A 19697-nucleotide genomic window follows, 5' to 3' on the forward strand; every position below is an offset into this window, starting at 1 on the left:
AGGGGTGAAAAATGCGTAACCCCATCACCATCCGTCATTAACCAGATAGTATGCACAGAAACCTTTATACTTCATAGATTTTATCGCACGAATCCGTCCTAGGGATTTCACATCTTGACAAAGGACTGATGGAGCCTTCCGGTGCTTTCCGGCCATTGTTGCTCACACCTTGCCGGTTGCGGTCATACACCCTATGTGCCGCGATGAGGCTCGGTCAGGTGGTTTGCAACTCTGCCGTAAAATCAGCTAACGGTCTTGGGATAGCTATTCTGAACGCAATGATGCGGAACCCTCCGCCTCCCTTGTTTCCAGACTCCCACATTTTGAGGTTTGATAATGACAAGCAGCAATCATCGTAACGCCACCCATGACATTCACCCGATCTTCCTCGATCGCTGGTCGCCCCGCGCCTTTACCGGCGAGACCATGAGCAAAACCGAATTGCTGACCATTCTTGAAGCGGCTCATTGGGCGCCCTCGGCTTTTAATTACCAGCCCTGGCGCTTCGTCTATGCCTTGAAGGGCGACGAACATTTCGATGCGCTGCTGGGTGCCTTGATCGAATTCAACCAGGGCTGGGCCAAGAATGCCTCCGCTCTGGTTTTCGTCATTTCCGATACACTGAGCCGCTCGCCGGACGGCTCCGCGCCGAAGCCTTCGCGCAGCCACAGCTTCGATGCCGGTGCCGCCTGGGGTTATCTGGCTCTTCAGGCTATCCATTCCGGCTTCCATGCCCATGGCATGACCGGCGTGGATTTCGAAAAGGCCGCCAATGTGGCTGGTGTTCCCGCCGATTTCCATATCGAGGCTGCGGTTGCAATTGGTAAGCTGGGGGACAAATCGATCCTGCCGGAAGGCTTGCAGGCAAAGGAAGTCCCCAATGACCGCAAACCACTGGAATCCGTGGTTTTTGAGGGTAAATTCAAGGCCTGAACGGCTATTCCGAAGGGTCAGTGAATGATCCCTCGTATAACGGCACCGTCCAAAAAGCGGACTGCTTGATGCTGTAAAGTCGAATGTTTCACGTGAGTCACGAAAAAGGCCGTGCTTTTTACAAAGCACGGCCTTTTTATTTTGCTATCTGTGAGGTCCGTCAAATGTCCAGATTGGCGACATTCAGGGCGTTTTCCTGGATGAAATCGCGGCGCGGTTCCACCTCATCGCCCATAAGGCGGGAGAACAGGCTATCGGCATCGGTGGCGTCATTGACCCGGACCTGCAACAGCGACCGTACATTCGGATCGAGCGTGGTTTCCCACAGCTGCTCGGCATTCATCTCGCCAAGACCCTTATAGCGCTGCATGGATAGGCCCTTGCGACCGAAAGAGAACACGGCATCCAGCAGGTTGCGCGGACCGGAAATGGTCTGCTGGCCATCCTTGCGGGTCAGGACCGGTGGTTGGCCATAGATATCGTTCAAGCGGGTGGCGAGCTGGTCAATGTGGCGGGCGTCGGACGAACCGATCAGCGCCACATCCAGCGCCGCCACTTCCTTGACACCACGCACCATGCGCTCGAAGCGCAGGCCGCCCTCTTCCGTCACGAAGCCTTCCCAGCCCCGTTCGGTTTCCTCGGCGATCAGGTCGAGACGCTTGGCGACTTCCGCCGCCGTCTGCTCGGCCCGTTCGCGGTTGGCGGTCAGTTCGTGATTCAATGCACCGACGACGGCGGCCTGTTCCACGACATTGCGATTGTAGCGGGAATGCAAGCCATCAATCAGGCTGCGCAGCCGTAGCGCGTCCTGCACCACTTCACGCAGATCCTGTCCGGCGCGCACTTCGCCGCTGCCGAGCTTCAGCGATGCATCGTCCAGGCCCATGCCGATCAGATATTCTTCCAGCGCCTTTTCATCCTTCAGATACTGAATGGATTTGCCGCGTGTAACCTTATAGAGCGGCGGCTGGGCGATATAGAGATGGCCGCGCTCGATCAGTTCCGGCATCTGGCGGAAGAAGAATGTCAGAAGCAATGTGCGAATATGCGCGCCGTCGACGTCAGCATCGGTCATGATGATGATCTTGTGATAGCGCAGCTTGTCAGCATTGAACTCGTCTTTGCCGATGGATGTGCCAAGCGCGGTAATCAGTGTGCCGATTTCCTGACTGGACAGCATCTTGTCGAAGCGAGCGCGTTCCACATTAAGGATCTTACCGCGCAGTGGCAGGATCGCCTGGCGCTCACGCGAGCGGCCTTGCTTGGCAGAACCACCAGCCGAGTCACCCTCGACGAGGAAGAGTTCGGATTTGGCCGGATCACGCTCGGAGCAGTCGGCAAGCTTGCCGGGCAGCGAGGCAATATCCAATGCGCCCTTGCGGCGGGTCAGTTCGCGCGCCTTGCGGGCGGCTTCGCGGGCAACGGCAGCCTCCACCACCTTGCCAACCAGGATCTTCGCCTCGGTCGGATGTTCCTCGAACCAAGTGCTGAGCGCTTCGTTGACCAGGCTTTCGACCACGGGCCGCACTTCCGACGAAACCAGCTTGTCCTTGGTCTGCGACGAGAATTTCGGATCAGGTACTTTGACAGACAGAACAGCCGACAGACCTTCACGGCAGTCTTCGCCCTGAAGGGTGACCTTTTCCTTCTTGGTAATGCCGGAACTGTCAGCATAGGAGGTGATCTGGCGGGTCAGCGCACCGCGGAACCCGGCCATATGCGTGCCGCCATCGCGCTGAGGAATGTTGTTGGTGAAGCACAGCACATTTTCATGATAGCTGTCGTTCCACCACATCGCCACTTCGACGGTAATGCCATCCTTTTCGCCACGAATGGCGACAGGATTGCTGACCAGCGGCTTTTTCGAACGGTCGAGATAGCGCACGAAGGCTTCGAGGCCGCCATCATAGAGCATTTCTTCCTGGCGGATATCGGACTTGCGTTTGTCGGTCAGCAGAATGCGGACGCCGGAATTGAGGAAGGCGAGCTCGCGCAGGCGATGCTCCAGCGTTCCATAATCGAACTCGACCTGGGTAAAGGTTTCCGTGCTGGGCAGAAAGGTGATCTCCGTTCCGGACCGGCCTTGATAATCGCCCGTCACGGCCAGCGGCGCATCGGCAACACCATGGGTAAAGCTCATTTCATGAACCTTGCCATGGCGGCGGATCTTCATGGAAAGCTTGACGGACAGCGCATTGACAACCGAAACGCCAACGCCGTGGAGACCGCCGGAAACCTTGTAGGAATTCTGGTCGAACTTACCGCCAGCATGAAGCTGCGTCATGATGACTTCGGCTGCCGAAATGCCTTCGCCGGTATGGATGTCGGTGGGAATACCGCGTCCGTTGTCGGTCACGGTCACTGATCCGTCCGGGTTCAGCGTGACCGTGACGATGTCGGCGTGACCGGCGAGCGCCTCGTCAATGGCGTTATCAACGACTTCGTAGACCATATGATGCAGGCCGGACCCATCATCCGTATCACCGATATACATGCCGGGACGTTTGCGGACAGCATCGAGGCCCTTCAGCACTTTGATGGAGTCAGCACCATAGGCGGTGCTGGCGGCATTTGCTTCATCGGTTGTTTCAGTCATTCAGCGATCTTTCCAGTGTCATAAGCAATATGCGTGACCACAACAAAAATTATGGCGAATCACCCACGTTGGCACTTTCCGACTATAGGGATTTTGCGGCGACTTCCAAATCGCAGCCATGAAATTCAGCAGGCTTCCACGGGATTTCCAGGGTTTTGACGGTCCCGCTCGCATCTGCTCAGGAGTGCGTTGAGATCTTCTATCACATCGGGAGACAAGGTGCGAATCATCCCTGCAAGCCGGTTGGCAAAAGCGGTGTGGGCAGCAGGTAGGCCAGCGGTATCCAGCGTCACCCTGGGATGGGAAAGGCCCGCGACGGCAAACAGGTCATCGGCCTCATCCCAGATGATGTTGAAATAGCCGGCGATGCGCTGCAAGAGGTCGAAGCTCGGCTTGCCGCGCCGTCCATGTTCGAGCGCCGAAAGATAGGCCGGTGTCACGCCAATCGCCTTGGCCATGTCCTTCTGGCTCACACCCTTGCGCTCACGAAGCCCACGCACCGCATCGCCGAAGGGGGTCATTGTCCATCCCCGCCAAATCGCTCTCCGCCCTGGCGCGCCAAGCGGACATAAAGCGCGCCCTCCCCGCCGTGATGAGGAGCCGCTGGCTCATGGGAAGAAATCAGGTAACGGAACTCCGGCTTGGAAAACCATAGCGGCACCGCCCGTTTCAAGGCGCCTTCGCTGCCCATCGAACTGCCCTTGCCAGTGATGATCAAAACGTGGCGAAGTCCACGCTCATGGGCGCGCACTAGAAATTCCAACAGGATCGCATGGGCCTCACTCTGGAACAATCCGTGCAGGTCGATGCGAGCTTCCAGCTTGAGCTTGCCGCGCGACAGCTTGCGCTTGACGGGACGCTCCAGCGGATGGTGGAGGCCGGAGGGCTTCTTCGGCTCAGGCTTTGCGGCGGAACTTTCCAGCGAGGCACGCATGGCGGCAAGGCCGGGTTCCAGCACTTTGGACGCTTCCAAATCCGTCAAGGCGTCTTCAAAGGCGGTCAGCTCTTCCAGGCGACCGGCCATGGGGCGGGTGGTGCGCGCCACCTTGCCCCACAAAATCCGATCTTCCGTGCTGATCCTGTCCCTGCCCGCCATCAACCAAACCTCGACTCGACGCTTTTAGCGGCCTGTTTCGGGATCAGGATATAGAAATCCGCGTCGTTGCGCACTGCCCCAGCGAGATTTCCTGCTTCATCGCCAGAGCCGGTAAAAATGTCACCGCGCGCTGGACCGACAATCGCCGACCCCGTATCCAGCGCCAGCATCAGGCGTGCAAAAGGCTTGCCGCTATTCACTCCCGTTGGATCTTGGGATGTCAGAGTTTGGGAATGAATGAAAAACGGAAAGCCGAATGTGTGGATCGTCCGGTCCACCGCCAGGGATCGACCCGCCACCAGCGGCACTTTCGCCGCCGCAATCGGACCGCGTGACAGGTCACCAACTTCAGCTTCACGGAAAAAGATATAGGACCGATTGTGCCATAAGACCTCATCGACCTGATCGGGATGAGACGCGAGCCAGGCGCGGATCGCCTGCATCGACATTGCCTCGGGAGGAATTTCACCCCGCTTCAGCAACAGCCCGCCGATGCCGGAAAAAGGATGGCCTGCCTTGGCTGCATAGGTAATCCGCCCAACTCGCCCATCGGCATAACGCAGCCGTGCGGCACCCTGGACATGGACGAAAAATACATCGACTTTCGATTTCGCCCAGGCAATTTCCAGCCCGCGCCCCTCCAGAAAGCCCTGGTCGATGGCCTGACGATCCGGATAATAAGCTATGCCGGACTCGCTCTTGCGTCCAAAAACATAGGACGGATCGATGTTTTCAGGCCGGTTTTGATCGTCAAGATCGATCAAATCCTCAGGTCGGCGGTAAAACGGAAAGCGGTAGAGATCATCGGGATGATCGGAAACCTCGATGTCGGGCTCGTAAAAAGCCGTAACGAAACCCGGCTTTCCATCCGTGCGTGCTATACGAAAAACCTGGCATTCGACTTCCAGCAGGTGCTGCAATGCGTCGCCATCTGCTCGTGGTAATGCCGCTGCCTTTTCAAGCAGCGGCATCAGGTCCTGTGCGGTCAAACCCAACTGGCCGGTCCGGTAAGGCTTGACCGTGGTCAGATAATCCAGGCAATCGGCCATGGCCGGCAAAAGCGCCGAGGGATCATCCGCAGCCCAACCGGGGAGTTGATCGAAACCAACAGGCTCCAGCCGAAATTTCGTCGCTTCACCACTCATTGGTCGGATTCGGTGGCGATCAGCTTCCAGTTCGGATCGCGTGAGCGCGTGTCGCGGGCAAAGGTCCAGATGTCGTTGACATCGCCAACTGATTCCGCGTCGCCCTCGATCACCGCGCCGTGACTGTCATAGGTGGCGGAAATCAATTGGCTGACCAGCCGCACGGTGATCTGGACTTCCTGGCCGCGCACTTCGGCACCGGTGATTTCCGCCTTGTCGATACCGACAAAGGTGGACTTCATCACTTCGCCGCGCTGTTCGCGTTCGGTGATTGCCGCATCGAAACCGTCATAGACCTCACGCGACAGCAGATCCTTTAAACTTTTCCTGTCGCCCGCTGCAAAGGCCGTGACAATCATTTCGTAGGCCATGCGCGCACCGTTGAGGAATTCCTTCGGCACGAAACTCGGATCAACCTCTACGACCTGGCGCAATTGCTGGTTCAGCGGGGTGCCAGCCGGGGCATAGGCGTCGATTGCCGTCTGACGTTCCTCGCCATCGGCCTCATCGCGTCTGGGTAAAGTCACGACCCGCGCATCTTCCGCTGCTGGAGATGCAGCGTCCGGGCGTCCGGCGAAAGGATCTTTCGGTGGCTTTTCATTGCCAGTGCGACGTCCCAATACGCTACGCAGCTGCCAGAAAATCAGGACCGCAGCCACCAGAAAGAAGAGAGTCACAAAATCATTAGAACCCATTGCCACCGCACCGCTGTTTAATTTGAAGCTTTCTCACTCCATATAGTCTGCCTGGATGCTGCATTCAAATAGCCGATGCCACTTCTTTAGAGTCTCACGATAATCGTTTAAAGGAAACCAAATGCGACTGACCGCCCTTTTCCTGTTGCTACTGCCTTTGATGGAGATCGCCGGCTTTGTCCTGGTCGGGCAATGGCTGGGTGTTCTGCCCACGCTGGCGCTGGTGATCGGCTCCAGTCTCATCGGCCTGCTGGTGCTCCGCAGCCAGGGGATCAGCCTCGCCCAGCGCCTGCGCCGTCCACGTTCGGGCGATCCAGAACGAGCCGCCAAAGGCGTCCTGAGTGGCACGGCACAGATGTTCGGCGGACTATTGCTGATATTGCCAGGCTTCATCACGGATATTCTTGGCCTCCTGCTCCTGGTGCCTATGGTGCGCTCTGCACTTTGGAAGATCATCAGCCCAAGACTTGTCTTCGTGCAGCGCGGCGGGCGAGGACCTGGCTGGCAAAAAGGGCCAGGCGGCCCGTCATCATCAGGACCAGGCCCGTCCAAAGCTGAAGATATCATCGATCTCGATGAGAACGATTATCAAAGGCACAATTCCAACGGGTCCTCCTCTTGGACCCGGCTGCCTGGAGATGAAGGCAGGGGATGAGCGCTAGGGGCGAAAGGCTTGTAAGGCCCACCTTGAAATGATAGATGGCCTCGAACCATAAAAGCCTTGAGGAACCCCAATGGCCAATGAAAACAGCAATGGGGCGGAGAGCCCGTCCCTGAATATCCTTGCACAATATATCAAGGATCTGTCCTTCGAAAATCCGGGTGCGCCGCGCTCGCTGCAGGCCCGGGACAAGGCCCCTTCGATCAATATCAATGTCAATGTCAACGCCAACCCGCTGTCGGACAATGATTTCGACGTGGTCCTGTCGCTGACCGCCGAAGCGCGCGACGACGACAAAGTGGTTTTTGCAGCCGAACTGGTTTATGGCGGCGTCTTCCGCATCACCGGTTTCCCGCAGGAACATATGCTGCCGGTGCTGTTCATCGAATGCCCGCGCCTGCTCTTCCCGTTTGCACGCCAGATCATCGCCGATGCCACGCGCAATGGCGGTTTCCCGCCGCTGATGATCGATCCGATCGATTTTGCGCAAATGTTTGCCCAACGCTTTGCCGAGGAGCAGGGCCGGGTCAACTGATCCTTGCGTCATCCCGCTGTTTATCTCAGCACAAAAAAGCCCGGTCGAACCGGGCTTTTTTTATCGAAGGCGATGGCTGTTATTCGCCTTGATTGTAATGCGCCCAGATCGCTTTCTGGCCGAGCCGCTTGACCAGGGCTGCATGGCGCTCCTGTTCGGCCTCGGTTAGACGCGGCGCCAGTGTTTTCGGACGGGCGGCAATTTCCACCGTCACATTGCTATCCTGGTTGCGGGATCGTTTGTCGCTGTTTCCCGACTGCTCAAGACCGAAGGTCGCCTGGCGGCCGCCCAGCATTTCGATATAGACTTCAGCCAGAAGTTCGGAATCGAGCAAGGCGCCATGCTTGGTGCGATGAGAATTGTCGATACCATAGCGTCGGCAAAGTGCATCGAGCGAGTTTGGACCCATCGGGTGTTTGCGCCGCGCCAGAGACAGGGTATCGATGACATGCTCCGGCCCGACCGGCGGGCGACCCAACCGCTCGAACTCGGCATTGATAAATCCCATGTCGAATGTGGCATTATGCGCCACCCATTTTGCGCCATCGAAAAAAGCGACCAGATCCTCGACGATATCGGCGAAGACCGGCTTGTCCTTCAAAAACTCAGGTGTAATGCCGTGAACTGCCAAGGCATCCGGGTGAATGGCCCGGTCGGCAGGATTGATATAGACATGAAAACTGCGGCCTGTCGGGAAATGATTGAACAATTCGATGCCACCGATTTCAATCACCCGGTCCAGCTTGCTTTCCAGTCCGGTGGTTTCCGTATCGAAAACGATTTCCCGCATTATTGCTCCATTGTCAGGTTTTGGCTGCTGGCAGATCACTATTCCGACGCCACGCCATTTTCCATGTTCCCAGAAAAACTCTGGCGGTTCGATTTCAGGTTTGACCGCGCAGCATAGAAACGATGGCCTTCACCTGTGTCTGTGCGGCTTGGAGGCCTTGTCCGGTGTCAATCACGAAATCTGCGCGAGCGCGCTTTTCAGCATCCGGCATCTGCCGTGACAAAACCAGCGCAAGTTTTTCTTCGCTCCAGCCTGGTCGCGCCAGAACCCTACGCCTTTGAGTATCGGCATCGCAACTGACGACAACAACCTTATCAAGCCGTTTTTCTCCGCCGGTTTCAAACAGCAGCGGAATATCGAAAACAACCAGATCGGCGCCCGCCAATTCCTGATCTTCCAGAAAGTCCTGTTGCTTGTCACGCACCAGCGGGTGAACAATTGCCTCAAGTTGCTTAAGTTTACCCGGATTCTGAGCCAGAGTCCGACTGAGAATTTCCCGATCCACAACGCCAGAAACAACCGCTTCGGGAAACACCGCGCCAATCGGAGCGACCGCATCACCCCGGTACAAGTCATGCACCGCCGCATCCGCATCATAAACCGGCACACCTTCCTGGCGAAAAAAATCTGCCGTCGTTGTCTTGCCCATGCCAATCGAGCCGGTCAGACCGATGCGGATCATCGCTGCTTCTCCAGATCGGCAATCAACAACTGCCGCAAATCATCCGTCACCTGTGGCCGGACGCCGAACCATTTTTCAAATCCAGGTACAGCCTGATGCAAAAGCATGCCAAGACCATCCACAGTGGCAAAGCCCGCTGCCCTCGCCTGCCGCAACAGACCGGTTTCAAGCGGCGTGTAGACGATATCCGTTACCAAAGCGCCGGGAGAAATCCTGTCCCAGTCGATCTGTGGAACATCTTCCCCGTTCATGCCGAGAGATGTGGTGTTGACCAAAAGTTCAGCGCCCTGCAAAACCTCCTGCAGTTGCTCTCTTCCATGTGCATGGACGGCCGCACCAAAATGATCCGCCAGGTCCTGTGCTCGCGCCAGGGTCCGATTGACAACATGAACATGCTGCAATCCCCGATCCAGTAGTGCCTGGATGATCGCTCGACTGGCACCACCCGCCCCCAGCACAACAGCCTTACGCGCCTTGTCCCAGCCGGCATGTCCCTGGTCCAGATTGGCCAGAAAACCGTAAACATCGGTATTGGTGGCATGGATAAGACCGTTTTCAAGCCAAAGCGTATTGGCAGCCCCGAGTTGCCTGGCCACCATGTCGGGGACATCCGCTATCTGAAAAGCCGCTTCTTTATGCGGAATGGTAATGTTACCACCCCGATAGCGGGTCTTGCCCGACTTCATTCGGGCGAAGAAATCCACGATATCTGCCGGATCGATCTCCAGTTTATCATAGCCACCGATGAGACCGTGCTGTTGAAGCCAATAGCTGTGAATGATCGGCGACCGTGAATGCTTGATTGGATAGCCGGCAACAAAGGCGCCCGTCAGAAATGTTTCACGTGAATCATGCATGCACAACATCCAATTCGCGTAGTTTCTCCATCAAAGGCAAAAGCGGCACGCCGACGATGGTAAAATAGTCCCCGACGATATCCGAAAACAACTGCACACCCAAGCCTTCGATCTGGTAGCCACCAACGCTTTTCAGGATTGCCCCGCCTACCCGATCGAGATAGTCGTCCAGAAACGTCTCACTGAACATCCGCATCGTCATCCGAGCCAGGGAGACATGCCGCCAGATCACTTCACCCTGTCTCGCCAGCGCCAGCGCGCTATAAAGCACATGGGTTTCACCCCGCAAGCTGAGCAATTGGTCACGAGCGACGCTGAGATCCTTCGGTTTATGATAGACACGGTCGCCCAGAGCCAAAACCTGATCGCCGCCGATCACAAGACCATCCGGGGCCTGCCGGCTCACGGCCAAAGCCTTTTCGCAGGCCAGCACCTGAGCCAGCTCTTGTGGTGACACGTGCTGATGTTCGACCCGACCTTCGATTTCGCGCTCATCGATATCGGGTGCCATGACCGTGAAGCGCAAACCGGCCTGCTCCAGCAATTGCCGGCGGAAAGGGCTGGTCGATGCAAGAATAACGGGAATTGACATGATTGCCTCAACTTTAAAAAACTATCCGGCATTAGCGCGGCTTGGCACGCAGCGCAATGATTGCCGCTGCTGTCTCTTCAATTGATCGCCGCGTCACATCAATGACCGGCCAATTGTGACGGGCACACAGCGAACGGGCATATTTCAATTCTTCTGCAATGCTCGCCCTGTCCGTATAATCGCTTGGATCGAAACCACTGACGGTTCCCAATTCACGATGGCCGCGAACTTGTGAAATCCGATCAGACGTGGCGATCAATCCAACGATCAATGGCCCTTTTGCAGCGAGCAGCGATTCGGGTAAGGGCGAATCTGGCACGATGGGAATATTGGCGGTCTTAATGCCACGATTGGCGAGATAGATGCTGGTCGGGGTTTTCGATGTACGACTGATCCCTACCAGAACGACGTCTGCCTGGTCGTAATCCTCGGCCATCTGGCCATCATCGTGATCCATCGTGTAATTCAGCGCCTCAATACGCGCAAAATAATCGGCATTCATCACATGCTGGGCGCCGACGCGCCGACGCGCCAGTGGACCAAGATAGGCCTGAAACGTCCCGATAACAGGCTCAAGCACGTTAACGCTGGGTACACCGATCTCGATACAACGCCGATCAATAAAGTCCGCCAGCTCCGGATCGACAATGGTGTAAAGAACGATGCCGGGTTCCTTATCGATCGATTGGAGCACGGCATCCGCCTGCCGGCGGTTGCGCACCAGTGGATAGACATGCTCGATCGGATTGGAATGCGGAAACTGAACCGCTGCTGCCCGTCCAGCCGAGATCAGGGTTTCTCCCGTTGAGTCAGAAATGAGGTGCAGATGAAAGAAGTTTTTTCTGTTCTCCACGTTATCCTGACCCTGCTGTTGATAGACCTGTAGAAATCAGCCTGACTTTCCCCCCGGCGTTTCGCCCTGGGGATATCAGCCGGTTTTTCCACAGCACTAACCCGTTCAGCGTCGTTTTCACAGGCCCTGTGCATAAGGTGGCCGTTTTTTATCTGTTCAGCCCAAATCCCCACTCTATCCACAGGCCGAGCTATTCTTTATGCTGACCTTATCATTCTGATTATAATTGGCTTTTTATGATATGCCGGTACAATTATCCAAATTCCCCATCGTTCACTCCCCGCCGCAGGATTTCCCGCCTTAAAACATCGTTAATCTGTGCATTGTCTTTAACCCTTGCTACTCACAGACTCTTAGAAATAGAAAAAAGAAAGATCTCTCTTTTTATAATTTGAAAGGCATGACTTTGAGCGCTGAAAACCGTAAAGTCCTGAAAGTGCTTGAAGGCCAGAGCCTTTCACCACCGCCAATCTGGCTGATGCGTCAGGCTGGCCGCTATCTCCCAGAATATCGTCAAACGCGGGCACAGGCCGGAAGTTTCCTCGATCTCTGTTATTCCCCGGAACTGGCGACGGAAGTCACGCTCCAGCCAATCCGCCGTTACGCATTCGATGCTGCCATTCTGTTTTCCGACATTCTCGTCATTCCCGATGCCCTGAATCGAAACGTCACCTTCACCGAAGGCAAAGGCCCTGAAATGACGCCGATCACCGCCGATGAGATTCTGGATTTACCGGACCAATCGGTTTTCCCGCATCTGAACCCGGTGATCGAAACAGTGTCGCGATTACGCCAGACATTGCCGGATGAAACCACTCTGCTTGGATTTTGTGGTGCCCCCTGGACTGTGGCAACCTATATGATCGCCGGGCATGGCACCCCGGATCAGGCCCCGGCCCGCCTGTTTGCCTATCGACATCGCCAGGCTTTCCTGCGGCTTCTGGATCACCTCGCTGATCTTTCTGCCGAATATTTGCAGGCGCAGATCGACGCTGGTGCAGATGCGGTGCAAATCTTTGATTCCTGGGCTGGGGTTCTGGGTGAAGAGGAATTTGCGGATTTTTGTGTCAAGCCAGTCAAACGGATCATCGACAAACTGCGTCTCAGCCGCCCCGACGCGAAAATCATCAGTTTTGCGAAAGGGGCTGGAACACTCCTGAAGGATTACCGTCGCCGGACCGGAGCTGACGCAATTGGGCTGGATTGGAGTGTGCCTTTGTCCTTTGCCGCCGAGTTGCAAAAAGACGGACCTGTTCAGGGTAATCTCGATCCGATGCTGGCGGTTGCCGGTGGTCAGGCGATGCGTGATGGCATAGACAGGATCCTGGACCGGCTCGGGACCGGTCCGCTGATCTTCAATCTGGGCCATGGGATTACGCCACAAGCCGATCCGGAAACGGTGCGAGAGCTCGTGCAGCATGTCAGGCAAAAGGTGCAATGAGATGAGTGGCAGGCAAAGCGGAGAAACAGCTGGGAAGACCGCACGCCTGCGGGCCTTGGTGGCCCTTGCCATTTTTTGCCTGATCGTGATTGCCTTGTTTTGGGCTGGCCCCGATCAATCCTATCTCTGGATAAAGGCCTTGCATGTCATCGCGATCATCTCCTGGATGGCGGGCCTGCTCTATATGCCGCGGCTGCTGATCTACCATTTCGATGCGCCGAAGGGATCGCTCCAAGCCGAGACATTTGCGGTTATGGAGCGTCGCCTGATGAATGTGATCATGCGTCCTGCAATGGCCCTTTCCTGGATTCTGGGTCTTTATCTCGCCTGGTCGGTTTTTGGATTCCACGGCGGATGGCTGCACGCAAAACTGGCTGCGGTTGTTTGTCTCACCCTCGCTAACGAATATCTCGGCATGGCCACAAAATCCTTTGCCAACGGCGAGTATTTGAAAACCCCGCGATTTTGGCGGGCTTTCAATGAAATCCCGACAGTCCTGATGATCGTGATTGTCATTCTGGTCATTGTAAAACCCTTCTAAAGCAAGGTTCTCACTGACAAGTTGACCGAAATGTGAATGAAATTTCTGCCGCCTCTTGCGGCGCGCCCTATGAATCGCTATTTTCCCGCTACCCCTCTTCATGGCATGCATTTCTCGTATTCGCCGGTTTCGCTGGCAGAACCGAATTTATCCCCCGCACGCCTTCCCCAACAGTTTTAAATTATGGTCCCCTTCATGGCTGAAATGAAGCTACAAGAACTCAAGAGCAAATCGCCAACCGATCTGCTGGCCTTTGCGGAATCGCTTGAGGTCGAAAATGCCAGCACGATGCGCAAACAGGAATTGATGTTTGCCATTTTGAAAATGCTGGCCAGCCAGGATGTCGAAATCATTGGTGAAGGCGTTGTCGAAGTCCTGCAGGATGGTTTCGGGTTCATGCGTTCGGCCAATGCCAACTATTTGCCGGGTCCGGACGACATCTATATTTCGCCGTCGCAGATCCGTCGGTTTTCGCTGAAGACCGGCGATACCGTCGAAGGACCGATCCGCGGACCCAAGGAAGGCGAGCGCTATTTCGCGCTGCTGAAAGTCAATACGATCAATTTCGAGGATCCGGAAAAGATCCGCCATAAGGTCCACTTCGATAACCTGACGCCGCTCTACCCGAATGAGCGGTTCAAGATGGAATTGGAGATTCCTACCTCCAAGGATCTTTCCTCCCGGGTCATCGATCTGGTTGCGCCGCTTGGCAAAGGCCAGCGTGGCTTGATCGTCGCGCCGCCGCGGACTGGTAAAACCGTCCTGCTCCAGAATATCGCTCATTCCATTACCGCCAACCATCCGGAATGCTATCTGATCGTCCTTCTGATCGATGAACGTCCTGAAGAAGTGACGGATATGCAGCGTTCCGTGCGGGGCGAAGTCGTTTCCTCCACCTTTGACGAGCCGGCCGTGCGCCATGTTCAGGTCGCGGAAATGGTCATTGAGAAGGCCAAACGGTTGGTTGAGCACGGTCGTGACGTTGTCATCCTGCTCGATTCCATTACCCGCCTTGGCCGTGCCTACAACACCGTCGTTCCGTCTTCTGGCAAGGTCCTGACGGGTGGTGTCGATGCCAATGCGCTGCAACGCCCCAAGCGCTTCTTTGGCGCAGCGCGTAATATCGAAGAAGGTGGTTCGCTGACGATTATTGCAACCGCGTTGATCGATACCGGCAGCCGTATGGACGAAGTGATCTTTGAAGAGTTCAAAGGTACCGGCAATTCCGAAATTGTGCTTGACCGCAAGGTTGCCGACAAACGTATCTTCCCGTCCATGGATATTCTGAAATCCGGAACGCGCAAAGAAGACTTGCTTGTGCCGCGTCAGGACCTTCAGAAGATCTTTGTTCTTCGCCGGATTCTTGCTCCAATGGGAACAACCGACGCTATCGAATTCCTGATCGACAAATTGAAACAGACGAAGACCAATGGCGATTTCTTCGAATCGATGAATACCTGATCGCTCTCGCTTTCTTAAGCCGGATTCATAGTTTCAACCTCCGACCGCAAGGTCGGGGGTTTTGCATTTGGGGCACACTGTTGATTATGAAGCATGCCCAAGCACAAGGCAGGTTGCGGGTTCAAGGAGTAAGTTCAAGCAATGGCAGTCGATACTATTTTTGCCCTCTCGACCGGATCGCTTCCGAGTGGTGTAGCCGTCATTCGGTTATCGGGTCCTGATGTCCAAGCCGTTTTAACAGAACTTTGTGGTATGGTTCCTGAGCCACGCCAGGCCACGTTACGATCGATTCGGCACCGTGATGGACTGGTGATTGACCGCGGACTGGTCCTTTTCTTCTCCGGCCCCTCCTCGTTCACTGGTGAGGATTGCGGGGAACTACACGTGCATGGGAGTCGTGCCGTGGTAAGTGTTTTGCTTTCGACACTGGCCTCGTTCTCCGGTTGCCGCCTTGCAGAGCCAGGAGAGTTTTCGAGACGCGCTTTCGAAAACGGAAAGCTGGATTTGGTCGAAATTGAAGGCCTAGCCGATCTGCTGGCAGCGGAAACAGAAATGCAGCGGCGCCAAGCTCTAGCCCAAGCCAGCGGTCACGCGACCGGTATCTATGAGAGCTGGCGTGAGAAATTGATCTATGGCCGCGCGATGATTGAGGCTGAGTTGGATTTTGCCGATGAAGGGGATATTCCCGGCTCGGTGTCAGATCAGGTTTGGGATACCATTGCCGACCTCCGCACGCAGATTTCAGCGGCTATTGTCGATGACCGGCGAGGTGAGATCATTCGTGACGGTTTCAACGTTGTGATTGCTGGGCCTCCTAACGCTGGCAAGTCGAGCCTCATTAATGCGCTTGCTGGTCGGGATGTAGCGATTGTTACCCATTATGCCGGGACGACACGGGACGTTCTGCAATGTGATATAGACCTTGAAGGATATGTTGTTCGCCTGTATGACACCGCCGGTATTCGAGAGACCGAAGAGGTCATCGAACAGGAAGGCATACGGCGGGCATTGCGCAAGGTCGAAGAAGCCGATCTCGTTCTATTGCTTGATGACGTTTCATCTCCAGGCCACACAATTAATATTGTTTCGGTTCCGTTTATCACCATAGGCACAAAACTTGATCTTGTGTCGGCAAGTGATGAGATTGGACGAGATCTCGTCATTTCGACTTATGTTGCAGACGATGTGGATAGGGTCCGAAGCGTAATTCTTGATTCGATTCGGAAACGGTTTGGTCAGAGTGAATCAGTGATCCCAAGTCGCTTGCGACATATTGAATGCCTGCGAGATGCAGTTTCTTACATTGAGCAGGCCTTGGATGGGCGACTGAGCTTGGAAATCAGGGCGGATTTCCTGCGTTTGGCCAGTGACTCGCTGGGTCGCCTGGTTGGGCGTATCGATACCGAAACGCTTTTGGGCAAAATCTTTTCGGAATTTTGTGTCGGAAAATGATTCACGTGAAACACTGGTGGTCGAGATGAAAATGATGCCGCGGCGATTTGATGTGATTGTGATTGGCGGGGGGCATGCGGGCAGTGAAGCTGCCTATGCAAGCGCGCGGCTTGGTGCGCGAACATGCCTAGTGACGCATCGGCGCGATACGATCGGTGTTATGTCTTGTAATCCGGCCATTGGCGGTTTGGGCAAAGGGCATCTTGTCCGGGAAATTGATGCGCTCGGCGGACTCATGGGCAGATGTGCTGATGCCGCTGGAATTCAGTTCCGGTTGCTTAACCGTAAGAAAGGACCAGCGGTACGAGGACCGAGAACGCAAGCCGACCGAAAGCTTTACCGCCAAGCCGTACAAAATGTTCTCTTCAATTATCCACAGCTCGAGATCATCGAAGGGGATGTGTTCGATCTTGATGTCGAAAATGGCACGGTTAAAGGGGTTATTTTGGCAGACGGGCAAAGTCTGTCCAGCGCGTCAGTGATATTGACCTCCGGTACTTTTTTGCGCGGTCTCATCCATATTGGACAGACAAAAATTCCGGCCGGACGTGTTGGCGAAGCCCCTTCGCTTGGTTTGAGCGCGACATTGGGGCGGTTGGGCCTAAGGCTGGGTCGGTTGAAAACCGGAACTCCGGCCAGGTTGGATGGTCGAACTATTGATTGGGCACAGCTCGAAATGCAGGCGGCTGATGAGCAACCAGTCCCATTCTCGTTCATGACCGATCGGATTACCAATCCACAGATCGAATGTGGAATTACCCGTACCACTGCCGCAACCCACACAATCATTCGAGATAATATTCATCTCTCTGCCATGTATTCTGGGCAGATCGAAGGTGTCGGCCCACGCTACTGTCCTTCGATTGAGGATAAGATCAGCCGGTTTGGAGATAGGGACGGCCATCAGGTTTTCCTGGAGCCGGAGGGCTTGGATGACTATACGGTCTATCCAAATGGAATATCGACGTCTTTGCCGGAGTCCGTGCAGAGAGAGTTCATGAGAACTCTGCCCGGCTTGGAAAATGTGACCATTCTCCAGAGTGCCTATGCAATCGAATATGACCACATAGACCCGCGGGAATTGTCGGCGAGCCTCGAATTGAAAAGGCTGAATGGTCTCTATCTCGCGGGGCAGATCAATGGAACCACTGGTTATGAAGAAGCTGCGGCACAAGGCTTGGTAGCAGGATTCAATGCCGCACGCACGGCAGGCGGCCAGGATGTGGTTCATTTCAGCCGGGCTCAATCGTATATTGGCGTGTTGATTGATGATTTGATCAGCCATGGCGTGACTGAGCCCTATAGGATGTTCACCTCGCGTGCTGAGTTTCGTTTGTCGCTTCGGGCGGATAATGCCGATATGCGTTTGACGCCTATGGGTATCGCGCTCGGATGTATCGCTTCAGACCAGGAGACACGATTTAAGCACTACAAGCGTCAGATTGATGAAACGATCCAGATGTTTGAGGCGAGGAAACTGACACCGAATGAAGCAGTTGCCGTTGGAATTCCAGTCAACCAAGACGGGCGTCGGCGCAGCGCTCTCGAACTGTTGGCTTATCCCAATATTTCGATTGCCGATCTCTCGCGGCTCTGGCCTGACCTTTCCGCTCTAGATACTAAGGTCGCGGAGGCTGTTGAAATTCACGCGACCTATGCTGTTTATATGGATCGACAAAATGCCGATATTGCCGCAATCAAACGAGATGAAGATAGACTGATTCCAAAGGATTTCGATTATGCTTCCTTATCGGGCCTATCCAACGAGCTAAAGCAGAAACTGGAAAAGACCCGTCCTGAAAATCTCTCCCAGGCCGCCAAGGTCGAGGGTATGACCCCCGCGGCCATTTCTCTGCTTATCGCTTTCTTAAACAAGGGTATGTTGCGACATGTCGGTTGATGCAATGTCCGCGAGTCTCTTTCAGCGGCTTACCGGTCTACGTGTTTCACGTGAAACATACGAAAAACTGGATCATTTCGTCGATCTGTTTGGCAAATGGTCCAAGGTCATCAACCTTGTTGCCAATTCAACGAAAGATCAGATCTGGCATCGACATGTCATTGATAGCGCGCAGCTGTTTAAGCTTCGTTCGAACCCACAGCACTGGATCGACTTGGGAAGTGGTGGCGGATTTCCGGGTGTCATTACTGCGATTTTATTGTCGGAAAAGAGCGACGGCTGGGTCGATTTGGTCGAGAGCAATAATAAAAAAGCTGCGTTCCTCCGCACGGCTCTGATGGAAACCGGGGCCCGAGGCAGAGTTCATCCCGTGCGAATCGAAGAAGCACATAAAAGTCTGTCTGCTTGCAATACAATTTCGGCTCGAGCGCTTGCCGATCTCGATCTGCTTTTTTCTTATGCGTCTCCTTGGGCCGAAAAAAACAAAGATCTTAATTTTCTCCTGCATAAAGGTCGGGATTACCAGTCTGAAGTTAACAATGCGCGTGACCGATGGACGTTTGATCTGATAATACATCCTAGCGTGCTTGAAGCCGACTCTGTCATCCTGGAAGTGAGCGGGCTTGCACGATCAAAGTAAGATCAGTCAGGTGACCTCATGCCCCACGAGAAGAACCGGATCATAACGATTGCCAATCAAAAAGGCGGTGTCGGCAAGACTACGACCGCCATTAATCTTGCAACCGCATTGGCTGCGATTGGCGAAAGAGTATTGATTGTCGATCTCGATCCCCAAGGCAACGCAAGCACGGGTTTGGGAATTGACCGCCGTGACCGCAAATTGTCCTCCTATGATTTATTGATCGGAAGCCATAGCGTTTCCGAAACGGTTATCGATACTGCGGTGCCTAATCTGTCGATTGTACCCTCCACCCTCGACTTGCTGGGGCTTGAGATGGAAATCGCCCAGAAGGCTGATCGGGTGTTTCGCTTGAAGGCTGCTTTGCAATCTCAAGATGGATTGGCCTATTCCTATGTGCTGGTCGATTGCCCTCCGTCTTTTAATTTGCTGACAATGAACGCTATGGCTGCGGCGCATTCTATTTTGGTACCGCTCCAATGTGAGTTTTTTGCACTGGAAGGTCTTAGCCAATTGCTTGAAACGATTGGTCAGGTCAGGCGCAACGTTAATCCCACCTTGGATATCCAAGGCATTGTTCTGACAATGTTCGACTCCCGGAATAATCTCGCTCAGCAGGTGGTGACAGACGTCCGGAGCCATTTGGGTGAAAAGGTCTATCACACGCTCATTCCGCGCAACGTCAGGGTCTCGGAAGCACCGTCTTATGGAAAGCCGGCTATTCTTTATGACCTGAAATGCGCAGGCAGTCAGGCTTATCTGCAATTGGCGTCAGAAGTTATCCAAAGGGAGAGGCAACGTCGCGCGGCTTAGATCGTCTGTCCTGC

20 protein-coding genes are annotated in these 19697 nt (G+C 54.8%); 10 read left to right on the forward strand and 10 right to left on the reverse strand.

Annotation, left to right across the window (positions count from 1 at the left end):
* The first annotated feature begins 336 nt into the window (after nt 1-336).
* A complete protein-coding gene (locus H1Y61_RS01760; protein WP_180573541.1) occupies nt 337-933 on the forward strand; it encodes a nitroreductase family protein in 597 nt (198 codons plus the stop codon).
* A gap of 160 nt (nt 934-1093) precedes the next feature.
* Here H1Y61_RS01760 and gyrB read toward each other — a convergent pair whose 3' ends face one another.
* The 5 genes from gyrB to H1Y61_RS01785 form a co-directional block, all read right to left on the reverse strand.
* Nucleotides 1094-3529 (reverse strand): DNA topoisomerase (ATP-hydrolyzing) subunit B, encoded by a 2436-nt coding sequence (gene gyrB, locus H1Y61_RS01765; RefSeq protein WP_180573542.1) that lies wholly within the window; start codon nt 3527-3529, stop codon nt 1094-1096.
* A gap of 125 nt (nt 3530-3654) precedes the next feature.
* Nucleotides 3655-4050: a helix-turn-helix domain-containing protein gene (locus H1Y61_RS01770; RefSeq protein WP_180573543.1), complete on the reverse strand. Its 396-nt coding sequence runs from the start codon at nt 4048-4050 to the stop codon at nt 3655-3657.
* Entirely contained in the window at nt 4047-4625 is a 579-nt protein-coding gene (locus H1Y61_RS01775; RefSeq protein ID WP_180573544.1) for a Smr/MutS family protein, read from the reverse strand. Before H1Y61_RS01775 ends, H1Y61_RS01770 begins: the two co-directional genes overlap by 4 nt.
* Entirely contained in the window at nt 4625-5770 is a 1146-nt protein-coding gene (mltA, locus tag H1Y61_RS01780; RefSeq protein ID WP_180573545.1) for a murein transglycosylase A, read from the reverse strand. Before mltA ends, H1Y61_RS01775 begins: the two co-directional genes overlap by 1 nt.
* Nucleotides 5767-6465, reverse strand: coding sequence for a Tim44/TimA family putative adaptor protein (locus H1Y61_RS01785; protein ID WP_180573546.1), 699 nt, complete (start codon nt 6463-6465; stop codon nt 5767-5769). The genes mltA and H1Y61_RS01785 overlap by 4 nt, the downstream gene beginning before the upstream one ends.
* A gap of 121 nt (nt 6466-6586) precedes the next feature.
* Between H1Y61_RS01785 and H1Y61_RS01790 the strand changes: the two genes are divergently transcribed.
* The gene (locus H1Y61_RS01790; protein WP_180573547.1) at nt 6587-7120 is read left to right on the forward strand and encodes an FxsA family protein; all 534 of its coding nucleotides are present in this window, start codon (nt 6587-6589) and stop codon (nt 7118-7120) included.
* Nucleotides 7121-7199: 79 nt separating this feature from the next.
* The gene (gene secB / locus H1Y61_RS01795) at nt 7200-7661 is read left to right on the forward strand and encodes a protein-export chaperone SecB (RefSeq protein WP_012654504.1); all 462 of its coding nucleotides are present in this window, start codon (nt 7200-7202) and stop codon (nt 7659-7661) included.
* A gap of 79 nt (nt 7662-7740) precedes the next feature.
* Here the strand turns inward: secB and dnaQ are convergent, their stop codons facing one another.
* The 5 genes from dnaQ to H1Y61_RS01820 form a co-directional block, all read right to left on the reverse strand.
* Entirely contained in the window at nt 7741-8451 is a 711-nt protein-coding gene (gene dnaQ / locus H1Y61_RS01800) for a DNA polymerase III subunit epsilon (RefSeq protein WP_180573548.1), read from the reverse strand.
* A gap of 94 nt (nt 8452-8545) precedes the next feature.
* Entirely contained in the window at nt 8546-9133 is a 588-nt protein-coding gene (coaE, locus tag H1Y61_RS01805) for a dephospho-CoA kinase (RefSeq protein ID WP_180573549.1), read from the reverse strand.
* Nucleotides 9130-9990, reverse strand: coding sequence for a shikimate dehydrogenase (locus H1Y61_RS01810; protein WP_180573550.1), 861 nt, complete (start codon nt 9988-9990; stop codon nt 9130-9132). The genes coaE and H1Y61_RS01810 overlap by 4 nt, the downstream gene beginning before the upstream one ends.
* A complete protein-coding gene (locus H1Y61_RS01815; protein WP_180573551.1) occupies nt 9983-10582 on the reverse strand; it encodes a Maf family nucleotide pyrophosphatase in 600 nt (199 codons plus the stop codon). The genes H1Y61_RS01810 and H1Y61_RS01815 overlap by 8 nt, the downstream gene beginning before the upstream one ends.
* A 31-nt stretch (nt 10583-10613) precedes the next feature.
* Complete coding sequence (locus H1Y61_RS01820) at nt 10614-11435, reverse strand: pyruvate, water dikinase regulatory protein (RefSeq protein ID WP_071205335.1); 822 nt, start codon at nt 11433-11435, stop codon at nt 10614-10616.
* Between the two features lie 400 nt (nt 11436-11835).
* Here H1Y61_RS01820 and hemE point away from each other — a divergent pair, with 400 nt between their 5' ends.
* The 7 genes from hemE to H1Y61_RS01855 all read left to right on the forward strand — a co-directional run bounded on the left by hemE (nt 11836) and on the right by H1Y61_RS01855 (nt 19683).
* Complete coding sequence (hemE, locus tag H1Y61_RS01825) at nt 11836-12876, forward strand: uroporphyrinogen decarboxylase (protein WP_409363955.1); 1041 nt, start codon at nt 11836-11838, stop codon at nt 12874-12876.
* Between the two features lies 1 nt (nt 12877).
* Nucleotides 12878-13417 carry a protoporphyrinogen oxidase HemJ gene (hemJ, locus tag H1Y61_RS01830; protein ID WP_180573552.1) on the forward strand — a complete coding sequence of 180 codons (540 nt, stop codon included), beginning with the start codon at nt 12878-12880 and terminating at the stop codon, nt 13415-13417.
* 195 nt (nt 13418-13612) lie between these two features.
* Nucleotides 13613-14878, forward strand: coding sequence for a transcription termination factor Rho (gene rho / locus H1Y61_RS01835; RefSeq protein WP_015917602.1), 1266 nt, complete (start codon nt 13613-13615; stop codon nt 14876-14878).
* A gap of 141 nt (nt 14879-15019) precedes the next feature.
* Nucleotides 15020-16330: a tRNA uridine-5-carboxymethylaminomethyl(34) synthesis GTPase MnmE gene (mnmE, locus tag H1Y61_RS01840; RefSeq protein ID WP_180573553.1), complete on the forward strand. Its 1311-nt coding sequence runs from the start codon at nt 15020-15022 to the stop codon at nt 16328-16330.
* 34 nt (nt 16331-16364) lie between these two features.
* A complete protein-coding gene (gene mnmG, locus H1Y61_RS01845; protein ID WP_180574376.1) occupies nt 16365-18230 on the forward strand; it encodes a tRNA uridine-5-carboxymethylaminomethyl(34) synthesis enzyme MnmG in 1866 nt (621 codons plus the stop codon).
* Between the two features lie 4 nt (nt 18231-18234).
* Complete coding sequence (rsmG, locus tag H1Y61_RS01850; RefSeq protein ID WP_180574377.1) at nt 18235-18870, forward strand: 16S rRNA (guanine(527)-N(7))-methyltransferase RsmG; 636 nt, start codon at nt 18235-18237, stop codon at nt 18868-18870.
* A gap of 18 nt (nt 18871-18888) precedes the next feature.
* Nucleotides 18889-19683 (forward strand): ParA family protein, encoded by a 795-nt coding sequence (locus H1Y61_RS01855; protein ID WP_180573554.1) that lies wholly within the window; start codon nt 18889-18891, stop codon nt 19681-19683.
* Nucleotides 19684-19697 lie beyond the last annotated feature (14 nt).

This window comes from Agrobacterium vitis, assembly GCF_013426735.1.
Taxonomy (GTDB): domain Bacteria; phylum Pseudomonadota; class Alphaproteobacteria; order Rhizobiales; family Rhizobiaceae; genus Allorhizobium; species Allorhizobium vitis_D.